General features: G+C 41.3%; 11 protein-coding genes and 1 other annotated feature. Of the genes, 9 read left to right on the forward strand and 2 right to left on the reverse strand.

What is annotated here, in order from left to right:
• The first annotated feature begins 289 nt into the window (after positions 1-289).
• The 4 genes from V1502_RS05825 to V1502_RS05840 all read left to right on the forward strand — a co-directional run bounded on the left by V1502_RS05825 (position 290) and on the right by V1502_RS05840 (position 4,813).
• The gene (locus V1502_RS05825) at positions 290-1,225 is read left to right on the forward strand and encodes a beta-ketoacyl-ACP synthase III (RefSeq protein WP_409253428.1); all 936 of its coding nucleotides are present in this window, start codon (positions 290-292) and stop codon (positions 1,223-1,225) included.
• A gap of 65 nt (positions 1,226-1,290) precedes the next feature.
• Complete coding sequence (gene fabF, locus V1502_RS05830) at positions 1,291-2,529, forward strand: beta-ketoacyl-ACP synthase II (RefSeq protein ID WP_409253429.1); 1,239 nt, start codon at positions 1,291-1,293, stop codon at positions 2,527-2,529.
• Between the two features lie 91 nt (positions 2,530-2,620).
• On the forward strand, positions 2,621-3,403 hold the full coding sequence (locus tag V1502_RS05835; protein ID WP_409253430.1) for a DUF2268 domain-containing protein: 783 nt from the start codon (positions 2,621-2,623) through the stop codon (positions 3,401-3,403).
• 663 nt (positions 3,404-4,066) lie between these two features.
• Positions 4,067-4,813 carry a YjbA family protein gene (locus V1502_RS05840; RefSeq protein ID WP_409253431.1) on the forward strand — a complete coding sequence of 249 codons (747 nt, stop codon included), beginning with the start codon at positions 4,067-4,069 and terminating at the stop codon, positions 4,811-4,813.
• 543 nt (positions 4,814-5,356) lie between these two features.
• Here V1502_RS05840 and trpS read toward each other — a convergent pair.
• Both trpS and V1502_RS05850 read right to left on the reverse strand, forming a co-directional pair.
• Complete coding sequence (trpS, locus tag V1502_RS05845) at positions 5,357-6,346, reverse strand: tryptophan--tRNA ligase (protein WP_409253432.1); 990 nt, start codon at positions 6,344-6,346, stop codon at positions 5,357-5,359.
• A gap of 82 nt (positions 6,347-6,428) precedes the next feature.
• Positions 6,429-6,655 (reverse strand) — a binding site (T-box leader).
• A 39-nt stretch (positions 6,656-6,694) separates the two neighbouring features.
• Complete coding sequence (locus tag V1502_RS05850) at positions 6,695-7,060, reverse strand: DUF3899 domain-containing protein (RefSeq protein WP_409254291.1); 366 nt, start codon at positions 7,058-7,060, stop codon at positions 6,695-6,697.
• 512 nt (positions 7,061-7,572) lie between these two features.
• Between V1502_RS05850 and V1502_RS05855 the strand changes: the two genes are divergently transcribed.
• The 5 genes from V1502_RS05855 to V1502_RS05875 all read left to right on the forward strand — a co-directional run bounded on the left by V1502_RS05855 (position 7,573) and on the right by V1502_RS05875 (position 13,414).
• Entirely contained in the window at positions 7,573-9,255 is a 1,683-nt protein-coding gene (locus V1502_RS05855; protein ID WP_409253433.1) for a peptide ABC transporter substrate-binding protein, read from the forward strand.
• Between the two features lie 183 nt (positions 9,256-9,438).
• A complete protein-coding gene (opp3b, locus tag V1502_RS05860) occupies positions 9,439-10,368 on the forward strand; it encodes an oligopeptide ABC transporter permease (protein ID WP_409253434.1) in 930 nt (309 codons plus the stop codon).
• Entirely contained in the window at positions 10,368-11,390 is a 1,023-nt protein-coding gene (opp3C, locus tag V1502_RS05865; protein ID WP_409253435.1) for an oligopeptide ABC transporter permease, read from the forward strand. The genes opp3b and opp3C overlap by 1 nt, the downstream gene beginning before the upstream one ends.
• Positions 11,391-11,408: 18 nt before the next feature.
• The gene (locus V1502_RS05870) at positions 11,409-12,479 is read left to right on the forward strand and encodes an ABC transporter ATP-binding protein (protein WP_409253436.1); all 1,071 of its coding nucleotides are present in this window, start codon (positions 11,409-11,411) and stop codon (positions 12,477-12,479) included.
• Complete coding sequence (locus V1502_RS05875; RefSeq protein WP_409253437.1) at positions 12,479-13,414, forward strand: ABC transporter ATP-binding protein; 936 nt, start codon at positions 12,479-12,481, stop codon at positions 13,412-13,414. Before V1502_RS05870 ends, V1502_RS05875 begins: the two co-directional genes overlap by 1 nt.
• The last annotated feature ends 71 nt before the right edge of the window (positions 13,415-13,485 follow it).

The raw sequence follows: 13,485 nt of genomic DNA on the forward strand, positions 1-13,485 counted from the left end.
CGGAAATAAACCTTTACAATACATAAAACAACATCATTCTTAACAGAGCTTTTTTATTAAAATATGTACATTTATATTAGACGTATAGACTAACGTGCAGAAGAGAGAAAATAAGTCGGGCAATCAAAAAAAGTTGCAACTGGTACAAATTTTCGTTAAAATTAGTACCAAGTCATAAGAATTGATATAAAGATTAACTATAAGTTTAATTGACCGTATACATACGCAGCATTTTATTCTAAGAATCGACCCAGGCTGCGCTAAAAAAATCAGAAAGAAGGGACCTTATATGAATGCTGGGGTTTTAGGGATTGGAAGATACGTTCCTGAGAAGGTTTTGACGAATGCCGATTTAGAAAAGATGGTAGATACAAATGATGAATGGATTCGTACAAGGACCGGGATTGAAGAAAGACGGATCGCCAGCGATGATATGGATACATCTGATTTAAGTTATGAGGCGGCAAAGGCTGCAATAGAAGATGCAGGCATTTCTCCGGAAGAAATCGATTTGATTCTGGTCGCAACAGTTACGCCTGACCGTCCATTCCCATCTGTTGCTACAATGCTTCAAGAAAGGCTTGGCGCCAAGCGCGCGGCTGCGATGGACTTGAGTGCCGCATGTGCAGGCTTTATGTATGGTATGATTACAGCCAAACAGTTTATTGAAACTAATGCATATAAAAATGTTCTTGTCATTGGTGTTGAAAAACTGTCAAAAATCACTGACTGGAGCGATAGAAATACTGCTGTCCTGTTTGGGGACGGAGCCGGCGCAGTTGTCATGGGACCGGTGTCCGAGGGAAGGGGGATCCTTTCCTTTGAACTTGGCTCAGACGGGTCGGGTGGAAAACATCTCTTCCAAGATGATGCCTACATCTACATGAACGGAAGGGAAGTATTTAAGTTTGCTGTCAGACAAATGGGAGAATCCAGTGTAAATGTTATAGAAAAAGCTGGATTGAAAAAAGAGGACGTAGACTTCCTGATTCCCCATCAAGCCAATATCCGTATTATGGAAGCATCAAGACAGAGACTTGAACTGCCTGAAGAAAAAATGTCCAAGACCGTCAATAAATATGGAAATACGTCAGCGGCATCAATCCCGATTTCGCTGGTAGAGGAACTTGAGGCTGGCAAGATAAAAGACGATGATGTTCTCGTCATGGTAGGATTTGGCGGAGGTTTGACATGGGGAGCGATTGCTCTAAGATGGGGCCGCTAATGAAAAAATTGAACTTATCAAACTAAATCATGTCTTCTATGACCATAAAAAGGAGATGGAACTCAATGAATAAGCGCAGAGTAGTTGTAACAGGATTAGGTGCGGTGACCCCGCTTGGCAATGATGTAGAAACAACCTGGTCAAATATTCTAGAGGGTAAGAGCGGCATCGGCCTGCTTACTAGGTTGAATGCAGATGAGTATCCCGCAAAAGTGGCAGCGGAATTAAAAGATTTTGATCCCGAGCAATTTGTTGACCGTAAAGAAGCAAGAAAAATGGATCGTTTTACGCAGTATGCAGTGGCAGCTTCAATGATGGCTGTTAAGGATTCAAACCTGAATATCACGGATGAAATCGCCAACCGCGTCGGGGTTTGGATTGGATCCGGAATAGGCGGGATGGAGACATTCGAGAACCAATTTGAAACTTTCCAAAAGCGGGGATACCGCCGTGTAAGCCCGTTCTTTGTTCCAATGATCATACCGGATATGGCTGCCGGCCAGGTTTCTATTATGCTTGGAGCAAAAGGAATCAATTCATGTACGGTAACGGCATGTGCGACAGGAACGAATTCAATCGGGGATGCCTTTAAAGTCATTCAGCGAGGAGATGCGGATGTCATGGTAACCGGCGGAACAGAAGCGCCGATTACGAAAATGTCAATGGCAGGATTCTGTGCCAATACAGCGTTATCCACGAACCCGGACCCAAGTAAAGCATCCCGTCCTTTCGATGCTGACCGTGATGGATTTGTTATGGGTGAAGGAGCTGGAATTGTCATCCTCGAGGACCTCGAGCATGCCCTTGCGCGCGGAGCAAAAATTTATGCTGAAATCGTTGGTTATGGTTCAACAGGCGATGCCCACCATATCACGGCACCGGCGCCTGGCGGAGAAGGAGGTGCAAGAGCAATGAAGATCGCTCTTGAAGACGGCGGCCTTTCAGCAGAAGATGTGGATTACATCAATGCTCACGGCACAAGCACCCCGTATAATGATAAATATGAAACGATGGCCATTAAAGAGGTTTTCAATGACCATGCTTATAAATTGGCAGTAAGTTCAACCAAGTCAATGACAGGCCATTTGCTTGGAGCTGCAGGCGGTGTAGAAGCCATCTTCTCCATCCTTGCACTACAAGATAACGTCCTGCCGCCTACAATCAACGTTGATACACCAGATCCTGACTGTGATCTGGACTATGTAACAGAGGGTGCAAGGAAAGCAGAAGTGAATGTGGCTATGAGTAACTCGCTTGGCTTCGGGGGACATAACGCAACAATCGTCTTTAAAAAATATAAATAAATTACTGGACTGTTTCATAAGGTTATAGAATAACCTTATGAACAGTCTTTTTTTTGTGCTTTTTAGAGAGTTCTCTGAAGGAGGGCAGCATATGGCTATCGTGGAAACAAGTCATTGGCTGGACGAATGTGTAGAAGATCCGGAGAAATTGTTAATGAAAAAAGGAATAACGAAAAAGAAGGCAGCCGAGTTGTATGAATATCTAAAGTCATTTGGAATGTATACTCCTGCCGGTAATATGAAATACCAGCTCAACTCTTTAAAGAAACGTCAAGCATGGAGAAAAATGAGCGTCTACTATAAAAAATACCGGTCACTTTGGAATGGTCCTTCTGTTCCTGTGTATATCTTCCCTGTTCAGACTTCCCGGGGACTCTTTACCAGCGGCTTGAAAAAATCAGGGGTTTCCTTCAGAGATGAAATCTATTTATTCCTTTCTGACGAAGACGACCCGAAGGAATGGGAAGCGTTATTTCTCCATGAATACCATCACTGCACAAGAATGAATCTGTTGAAAAAAAGTCCGGACCAATATACTCTCTTGGATTCCATAATATTCGAGGGACTTGCAGAGGACGCCGTGAAGGAATATTGCGGTGAACCGTATGTCAGCAGCTGGGCAAAAAAATACAGCGAATTCCTTCTGCAAAAGCTTTGGAACCAGCATATTAAAAATGAATTGCATCTAAGGAGAAAAGACTCAAAGCACGATCAGCTTCTTTTGGGAAAAGGGAGGTACCCAAACTTAATCGGCTATGCCATCGGGTATTATATTGTAGGAAAGTTTAGGGAAAAACACGGTATGAATGCAGAAGAGATGATGGGCCTGGATGCAGCCGGGTTTATAGAAGATAAAAAGATATTAGAAAGTTAAGGAGAGGTGATGAAACCTCTCTTTTTTTATGGCACGAGGTAAGAGGGATTTAATGAGAGGCCCTGAGGATAGGAAATTTTCTTCGTGATCCAATTTCGAAAGGGGCAAGAGGAGTGGGGATTTATCCCAGGATTCAAAACCGTATTGTGTAAGGTTAACGGCACATTAATGCATAATAATCATATATTGCCTTTCTTCTTCATATATTGCTAGTACAATGGACAAGCAGAAAAAGGTGAGAAAATGAATATATTGAAAATCTGGACGGTAAAGGCGGAAGGGATGATGTTTCGAGTATTTATATTGTTGATAGGATTTGGTCTTTCGGTATCGGGGGGAGTAACTTTAATTATGTATCTTAACTTGCTGGCAACCGGACTGACGTTTCAGGACTATTTCTTTTTCATTTCCGGGAGAGTTGAATGTTACCTCCTCCTTGCAGGCATTTTTATGATTACCCTCTCTATTTATTCCCCTCCTAAAAAGAGATAGTTTTTTCCGCAATCGGCCTGTCTGCTATTGGACAAGTCTTCGGTCTTAAACGATATGAACAAGAACCCCATCAATTGGTTCTATCTGAGGAATGAAAAAGAATATAAAGGAATAAACTGGCTGGGATTTGCCTATACTGATTGACAAATAGGTTGAAGCGAGGGGTCAATCATGCTATATCTTCATGATGTATGGGTAAATTGGTTTGAAGGTGAAGAAAACGGTTACAATGTTTGTCATTTTCATGAATGGAGAAAAGAGGACGTAATTGAGCTTCTCGATCAAGTTCCGTTGATCAAGGTCACTCCTGAATTCTTCCATTACATAGAAAATGATTTGTCGGAACTTCCTCAGTCACTGCTAAATGATATTTACCAAAAGGCATATCTGCGAAAAAACCACGAGCGCATCCAACTGGAATATTGTTTTATTGTTACGGACGGGACAGGCATTCTGGCAGTAGATACTATCGGCTATTCCATCCCAATTAGAAAAAGCAGGATCATTCCGCGCCAAGAACAACTGGTGTATGAAATGACAGAAGATCAAGAACCGTACAATTATTCTCTTCAACAAGAGAAAAAACAAAAAGACTATCATATTCTTTCTCCAAAACCGACAATCATGAGCGGCTTGACAAGAAGGGAAAGACAGTTAAAACAGTTAATGTTCATGGCTTTAGACCAATTGCACTCCTCTAAGAACACAGCAGAAATCCGTTACTGGTGCACAGAATGGGCGCCCCAGAATTATGAAAGAATTCAATCCATGAATTTTGAAGAAGCCTGGCAAAGTTTATTTGAAGAAACAAAACAAGGCTGGTCGGAAAAGCACTTGCTATTCTGTGAAAATCTAATAAAAGGACAACCGTTCTTTGAGAAACTATGGGAACTTGAAAACCGTCCAAAAGTAAACTAGAGGCAGCCGTGTTGGCTGTCTTTTGTTTTTGTCATGGTTTAGGATAAGGGACTCAGTGTGATGGATGGTCCTAAAAGGTGGCAAAATTTTGCGTAAAAGTGTCTATAGGTTGGTTCTAGAGTCAAAAAGAGAGTGGGATGGAGCGGGAAAGTGTCACTAAGGTGGTTCTAGAGGCAAAAAAAGAGTGGGATAGAGCGGGAAAGTGCCTCTAGAGAGGTTCTAAAGGCAAAAAGAGAGGGGGGGGCGAGCGGGAAAGTGCCTCTAGAGAGGTTCTAGAGGCAAAAGGAGAGTGGGATCGAGCAGGAAAGAGTCTCTAGAGAGGTTCTAGAGAAAAAAGTGGAATTCAGCTGGAAATTGTCTCAAGGTAGCTTCTAGTGACAAAAAAATGGAACCCAGCAAAAAAATTCTTCTAGAAAGGTTCTAAAGTCAAAAGAGACACAAATTCACTAAGAAAGATACATTTAGGAATCCAAATTAGCGATAATCTAAAAAACATACCAAAAAGGCAGCCTGCATAATACACGGCTGCCCTTTCAGTACAACTTATTTTCTTTTCCGTCCAAGACCCATGGCTTTTTCCATTTTCATAAGCATTTTGTTTGCTGTAAAGTTTGCTTTTTCAGCACCTTTATCCAAGATATCATCGAGTTCTTTTGAATTAATCAATTCATTATATCGTTCCTGAATTGGTGTCAATGCTTCAATGACCACTTGAGCGAGGTCTCCCTTGAAATCACCATAACCTTTGCCTTCATACTGCTTTTCCAAATCTTCAATGGTTGTACCCGTCAATATGGAATAAATAGATAAAAGGTTTGAAACACCTGGCTTATTTTCTTTATCATATTTAACAATACCGTCAGAGTCCGTTACAGCACTTTTGATTTTCTTTTCGATTTGTTTCGGTGTATCCAAGAGAGTGATGAATGCTTTTTGGTTAGGGTCGGATTTACTCATTTTTTTCAATGGATCCTGCAGCGACATCACCCTGGCGCCCACCTTGGGGATTCTAACTTCCGGAATCGTGAAGATATCGTTATATTTCTTGTTGAATCTTTCTGCCAGATCCCTTGTTAATTCCAGGTGCTGTTTCTGGTCTTCACCGACAGGGACAAGGTTGGTTTTATAAAGGAGGATGTCCGCTGCCATTAATGGAGGGTAGGTAAGCAACCCAGCTGAGACAGCCTCTTTTCCGTGTGACTTATCTTTAAATTGGGTCATCCTTTCAAGTTCACCGATATAGGCAACACATTGAAGCATCCAGCCGGCCTGGGCATGGGCAGGGACCTCCGACTGAATGAACAAAGTGGATTTATCAGGATCGATGCCGCTTGCAATGTATAGTGCAGCAAGACTCTTAATGTTTTTTCGTAATTCCATCTTATCTTGCGCTACAGTGATCGCATGCTGGTCGACAACACAGAAATAACAATTATAGTCATCCTGCAGTTCAGCAAATTGTTTTAGTGCGCCGATGTAATTTCCTAAAGTGATTGTTCCGCTTGGTTGAATGCCGCTAAATATTGTTTGCATTTCTTTTCCTCCAATTATGATATAAGTTTACTACTGTTTAATAGTGTTGAAAAAATAAAAATCCATCCATCCCTATTGTAAAAATAGGGACGAATGGATTATTCCGCGGTGCCACCCTAAGTTGCCCCGAAAGGCCGCTTGGTCCATGAAGACATGGTGCCCGGATATCGGCGGGCTGCCGTCACAAGGTACTTAGATTCACAAGTGAAGCTCGAAAGTCCATTCCATACAACCGATTGTTTGTTCACACCCGCCACAAACTCTCTGAGAAATCGTATTGTATGTACTACTCTTTGTCATCGCATGCTTTATATTCGATTAGATTATAAAAGAAGTTAGAAGCAGAAATCAAGTATAGAAAAGGTAAGAGACGGCCAAATCTGCTGTCACTGTAATGCTTCCGCTAAGAAGGAAAGGCACCGTCAATGAAAAGTTTTTTTGTTTATTATACTCTTCGTGAGCTTCTTGTGTTTCATCCATATCATCGAATTTTGAGATATAGCTTCCTTCTTTTGTACTTTTACGAAATCGTTTGAAAGCATAATTGATTCCATTGAAGAATCCGGATTCCACGACTTTCATCAGGCCGCCTGTCACCAATAGCCCCATCCCGATCAGAAATGAAATATTGATGATTCCCAGCACTAAACCGTCATCATAAAATAATGTTAAAAAAGCAGAAAGAAAGTATATAGTCAGTATTATTAGAAACATTTTTTTCAATAAAATTCACCAACAGTATTTTTTTATAAGTATATCGAACTTCAAAGGGGATTATCAAGGTATTTTAAATATATATACAGAAAGAAAACTTAAATAAAACAGCATTCCAGCTTCATAATAATCTTTTAATTCTGAAAATGATATAAATAGAAGGAAATGAAGCCTATCATCATCAAATAAGCGCTTACAAACTCATGAAATATCCATTCATTTATATGTATAAAAATAAGTAAATAAGCTGAAAATCTATGAATACTACATATGAATATTTTGGGGATTTATACTTAAAACGGCATTTTTGTAAAGATTGTAATAGAAGGTCTGCAGCCCGAACGAACGTTGAAGCATTGGTGTATAAGGGTTTTTGGAGTCAAAGTGATAATTTTGCAAAAAAACTGTTAAATTAATATTGCAATAATTTCTGTATGTTGTATAATAGAAAACGAATCTTCTGACAAATCGGAAGATAAATAAATATGAAATACGAGGAGGTCAATTTCAAGATGAAGAAAAAGTTTTCATTTCTTCTAGTGCTTCTACTGGCACTTGCTACATTCCTTGCTGCTTGTGGCGGAAACAACGCTGCTAACAACAACGGCGGTAACAATGGCAACACTGCAGGCAATAACGGCGGCGAAGAAGAAGCTCCGGCAGAAGAAAAACCACAAGTACTTAACCTGCTAGGTGGATCAGAGATCCCATCCATGGACTCTTCTCTAGCAACAGATTCAGTTTCATTCCTAGTAATGAACAACGTTTACGAAGGTCTTTATCGTTTAGGTGAAAACGATGAAGCAGTTCTAGGTATGGCTGCTGAAGAACCTACTGTCTCTGAAGACGGTAAGACTTACACTTTCAAAATCCGTGAAGATGCTGTTTGGTCCAATGGTGAGCCTGTAACAGCTAACGACTTCGAATATGCTTGGAAAAAGACTTTGAACCCAGATACAGCTGCTGAGTATGCTTACATCATGTATGATGTAAAGAACGCTCAAAAAGTTAACGCTGGTGAACTTCCAGTTGACGAGCTAGGTGTTAAAGCATTAGATCCTCAAACTCTTGAAGTTCAACTTGAAACAAACGTTCCTTACTTCAAAGCGTTGCTTTCTTTCGCGACTTTCTACCCGCAAAACGAAGCATTCGTAACTGAGCAAGGTGACCAATATGGTCTAGAAGCTGACACTACTCTTTACAACGGTCCTTTCGTTCTTAACGAGTGGAAACATGAGCAAAGCTTCCAGTTGACTAAGAATGCAGATTACTGGGAGTCTGATGTTGTTAAGCTTGAAGAAATCAACTTCAACATCGTAAAAGACACAGCTACTGGTGTTAACCTTTATGAAACAAACAAAGCGGATATCGCAGGTCTTTCTGCAGAGTTCGTTGATAAGTACAAAGGTGATGACAACTTCAAAACACGTGCAGATACTGCTGTATTCTTCCTTCGCTTGAATCAAGAAAGTGAAGTTTTGGCTAACGTAAATGCTCGTAAAGCAGTTGATATGGCTTGGGACAAACAAGGTCTTGTTGACGTTCTTCTTAACAACGGATCTGTTCCTGCTTACTTCCTAGTACCACAAGAATTCGTATACGGTCCTGACGGAACTGACTTCCGTGAGTCTAATGGCAAGTTCAATGAAACAAACGTTGAAGCTGCTAAAGAAGCTTGGGCTAAAGCGAAAGAAGAAGTTGGATTTGAAGAAGTATCTCTTGAGTTGTTGAACTACGACTCTGATAACGCTAAGAAAATCGGTGAGTACCTGAAAGAACAGCTTGAGTCTAACCTTGAAGGTCTTACAGTAACGATTTCTCAACAACCTTTCAAACAAAAGCTTGACCTAGAATCTAAAGGTGAATATGACTTCTCATTCGCTGGCTGGGGTCCAGACTATCCAGATCCAATGACGTTCATCGATATGTTCGTTACTGATGGTGCTCATAACCAAATGGGCTACTCTAACCCAGAGTATGACAAGTTAGTAGAAGAAGCAAAAACTACATTGCTTGACGATCCAGAAGCTCGTTGGAATGCAATGCTAGAAGCTGAAAAAATCCTATTTGAAGATGCTGCAATCTCTCCAATGTACCAAAGAGGTTCTGCATACCTAGAGCGCCCTTATGTTAAAGGAGTTCTTCGCCACGCGTTTGGTGCTGACGCATCTTACAAATGGGCTCACATTGAGTAACTCATAATAGCTCAATGAAACAAACTTTCAAAAGGAGAGTGTATGCATTGGCATACACTCTCCTTTTCCACTGATTATCGATAAAAATTGCAATTTAATAAATAGATTGAAAATTTGTCGAAATACGGTATAATATGTAAGGTAGCCAAAAAAATAAAAATAAAGAAAAAGGGGGGCTAAGAAGTGATTAAGTACACTTTAAGAAGACTTGCTTATATGTTTATAACAATATTCATCATTGCAACAGCCACATTCTTTCTGATGAAGCTCCTTCCTGGATCACCGCTTACAAACCAAGAAAAGCTTACACCAGAGCAGCAGGAAATCATCCTAAATAAATATGGTTTGAACGATCCTCTCCCAGTACAATACGTAAACTACATGACAAACTTAGCACAAGGTGATTTAGGTTTGTCCTTTCAATACGACAATCGTCCGGTTACACAAATTATCGGTGATCGTATTGGTCCTTCCGCACAACTTGGTTTCCAAGCAATCGTACTAGGAACTATCATTGGTTTAGCATTAGGGATTATTGCGGCATTACGCCATAACTCCTGGATTGACTATGGTGCGACAACCATAGCCGTATTAGGTATTTCGATACCAGCCTTCGTATTCGCCGGCTTAATGCAGTATTATATCGGAGTTAAGCTTGAATGGCTTCCGGTAGCATTATGGGGTGAGTTCAAACACACTATCCTGCCAACTATGGCTTTAACGGTAGGGGTTGTAGCCACAATTGCCCGTTTCATGAGAACAGAGATGTTAGAAGTTTTAGGTTCGGATTATATCCTGCTTGCTAAAGCTAAAGGGATATCTAAAACAGCAACAGTGTTAAAGCACGCAGTAAGAAACGCGATGATCCCAATCGTAACTATTTTAGGGCCGATGACTGTTGGTATCATGACAGGTACACTTGTAATTGAGCAGATCTTTGCCGTGCCTGGTCTTGGTTTTCAGTTCGTCAGCTCAATCAACACGAATGACTATACAGTAATCATGGGTGTAACATTATTCTATAGTATCTTGTTCGTCGGAGTAATTTTCCTTGTGGACATCCTTTATGGAATAATTGACCCTCGTATTCGTTTGGCTGGAGGGAAGAAATAATGGACACAAACAAAAGAGCAGATCTTGAAAATCTTAATCCTGACCTCTTCCAACCTAGACGTGCAAGTGAGTCAGAATCTGAAGTCATAGGAAGACCGAGTCTAAGCTTTTGGCACGATGCCTGGCTTCGCCTCTTCAAAAACAAAGGTGCCATTGTCGGACTGGCAATCATGATTTTTGTTATCATCATGGCTATTATTGGACCGGCTATGACTGAAATGTCATATAAAGATCAAGAAATCCGTCACGCAAAGCTTCCTCCTAAAATTGAAGCGCTTTCATGGATGCCGTGGTTTGATGGGATTGACCAAGACGGTTACGATGCATATGAAACACGCCAAATTGATAAAAATTACTGGTTTGGTACGGATGATTTAGGACGTGACATTTGGACCAGAACTTGGCAGGGAACTCGAATTTCCCTATATATCGGTGTCCTTGCAGCGGTAATTGATTTAATCATCGGTATCGCTTACGGAGGAGTATCCGGTTACTATGGCGGCAGAATCGATGACTTTATGCAGCGTATCATAGAAATCCTTGTTGGGATTCCTAACTTGATTGTCATAATCTTGTTTATTCTGGTGTTTGAGCCTGGACTATTCACCATCACGATGGCAATGGTTATTACCGGATGGACCGGTATGGCGCGGATAGTCCGCGGACAGATTCTTCAGTTGAAAAACCAGGAATTCGTCCTTGCATCCCGTACATTGGGTGCAACAAGCAACCGATTGATTTGGAAACACTTGCTTCCAAACGTAATGGGTCCTGTTATTATTACAACAATGTTTACAGTTCCTACCGCGATCTTTACTGAAGCATTCCTAAGCTTTATCGGATTGGGTATCGCTGCGCCACAAGCGTCATTGGGATCATTGGTTAATGAAGGGTACAGATCCATCCAGTCTTATCCACATATGATGCTTATCCCGTCTGTAGTAATCTCGCTAATTATCTTGAGCTTTAACTTGCTTGCTGACGGATTGCGTGATGCACTAGATCCTAAGATGCGTAAATAGTGGAAGGAGTAGAATAAAATGACTAGATTATTAGATGTAAAAGATTTACAAGTCTCCTTCACGACATACGGGGGAGAGGTTAAAGCCGTTCGCGGTGTGGACTTCCATCTTGATAAAGGTGAAACACTTGCGATTGTTGGTGAATCAGGTTCTGGTAAGTCTGTTACCACAAAGGCGATTATGAGACTTATTCCGAATCCTCCTGGATTTATTAAAAATGGTGTAATGAATTTTGAAGGAAGAGACTTAGCGAAATTGTCTGAAAGAGAAATGCAGAAAATCCGCGGAAAAGACATCTCAATGATCTTCCAGGATCCAATGACATCTCTTAACCCGACTATGACAGTCGGCAAACAGATTATGGAGCCTCTTCTAAAGCACCAAAACATGAGTAAGTCAGAGGCTAAAAAGCGTACGATTGAATTGTTAAAGCTTGTAGGTCTTCCGAATCCTGAGGGACGTTTCAAACAATACCCGCACCAATTTTCTGGTGGACAAAGACAGCGTGTCGTTATCGCGATTGCCCTTGCATGTAATCCGAAGATTCTCATCGCGGATGAGCCGACTACTGCATTGGACGTTACGATTCAGGCTCAAATCCTTGAGTTGATGAAGGATTTGCAGAATAAAATTGAAACATCCATCATCTTCATCACACATGACCTTGGTGTCGTTGCAAACGTAGCTGACAGGGTTGCTGTTATGTACGGTGGACAAATTGTAGAATCAGGTACTGTAGATGAAATTTTCTATGATCCAAGACACCCATATACTTGGGGACTTGTGGCGTCCATGCCGACATTGGATACAGAAACAGGGCAGCAGCTCCAAGCAATCCCTGGTACTCCTCCTGACTTGATGAATCCTCCAAAAGGAGATGCATTCGCTCTTAGAAGTGAGTACGCTATGAAGATCGATTTCGAACAAGAACCACCGACTTATAAAGTGTCAGATACACACTTCGTCAAATCTTGGTTGCTGCATCCGAGTGCTCCTAAAGTCGAGCCGCCGGAAGCTGTTAAATTAAGACAGCGCAAAATGCCTTCCAACTATGATGAGCCGGTATTATTTGAGGAGGTTCGTTCATAATGGCAGAAAAATTATTAGAAATCAAAAACCTTAAACAGTATTTCAACCCAGGAAAACCAAACATGGTTAAAGCTGTCGATGATATTACTTTTGATATCTATAAAGGTGAAACATTAGGACTGGTTGGTGAGTCCGGTTGCGGAAAATCCACTACAGGCCGTACGATCATCCGCCTTTATGATGCTACAGATGGCCAGGTTTTATTTGAAGGTGAAGACGTTCACGGTAAAAAATCCCGTAAAGAACTGAAAAAATTCAACCGCAAAATGCAGATGATTTTCCAAGATCCATATGCATCCTTGAATCCACGTATGAAAGTAGCGGATTTAATTGCGGAGGGAATTGATATCCATGGACTGGCTACTTCTGCAGAAGCCCGCCTGAAAAAGGTTCATGAACTTCTTGAGACTGTCGGCCTTAATAAAGAGCACGCGAACCGTTACCCGCATGAGTTCTCAGGCGGTCAGCGTCAGCGTATCGGTATCGCCCGTGCCCTTGCGGTAGATCCTGACTTTATTATTGCAGATGAACCGATCTCAGCATTGGATGTGTCGATTCAGGCGCAGGTTGTTAACTTGATGAAGGAGCTTCAGCGTGAAAAAGGGTTAACTTACCTTTTCATTGCCCATGACCTTTCTATGGTTAAATATATCAGTGACAGAATTGGGGTTATGTATTTTGGTAAACTTGTAGAACTTGCACCAAGTGATGCGTTATACAAGAATCCGCTGCACCCTTATACCCAATCACTTCTGTCAGCGATTCCGCTTCCGGATCCTGACTATGAGCGTTCACGCAAGCGTAAAACGTATGACCCTGCGGTCCATAACTACTCAGAAGACGATCAATTAGAACTTCGTGAAGTAGCTGAAGGTCATTTCGTTTACTGCTCAGAGAAAGAATTTGCTCAATACAAAGCTCAATACAAACACTAATTTCCATGGGAGACCTCAGAATAATTTCTGAGGTCTTTTTAATGTGCACACCCCCAGCATTTCTTGCTAAA

Origin of the sequence: Rossellomorea sedimentorum (assembly GCF_046237645.1) — a bacterium.
Taxonomy (GTDB): domain Bacteria; phylum Bacillota; class Bacilli; order Bacillales; family Bacillaceae_B; genus Rossellomorea; species Rossellomorea sedimentorum.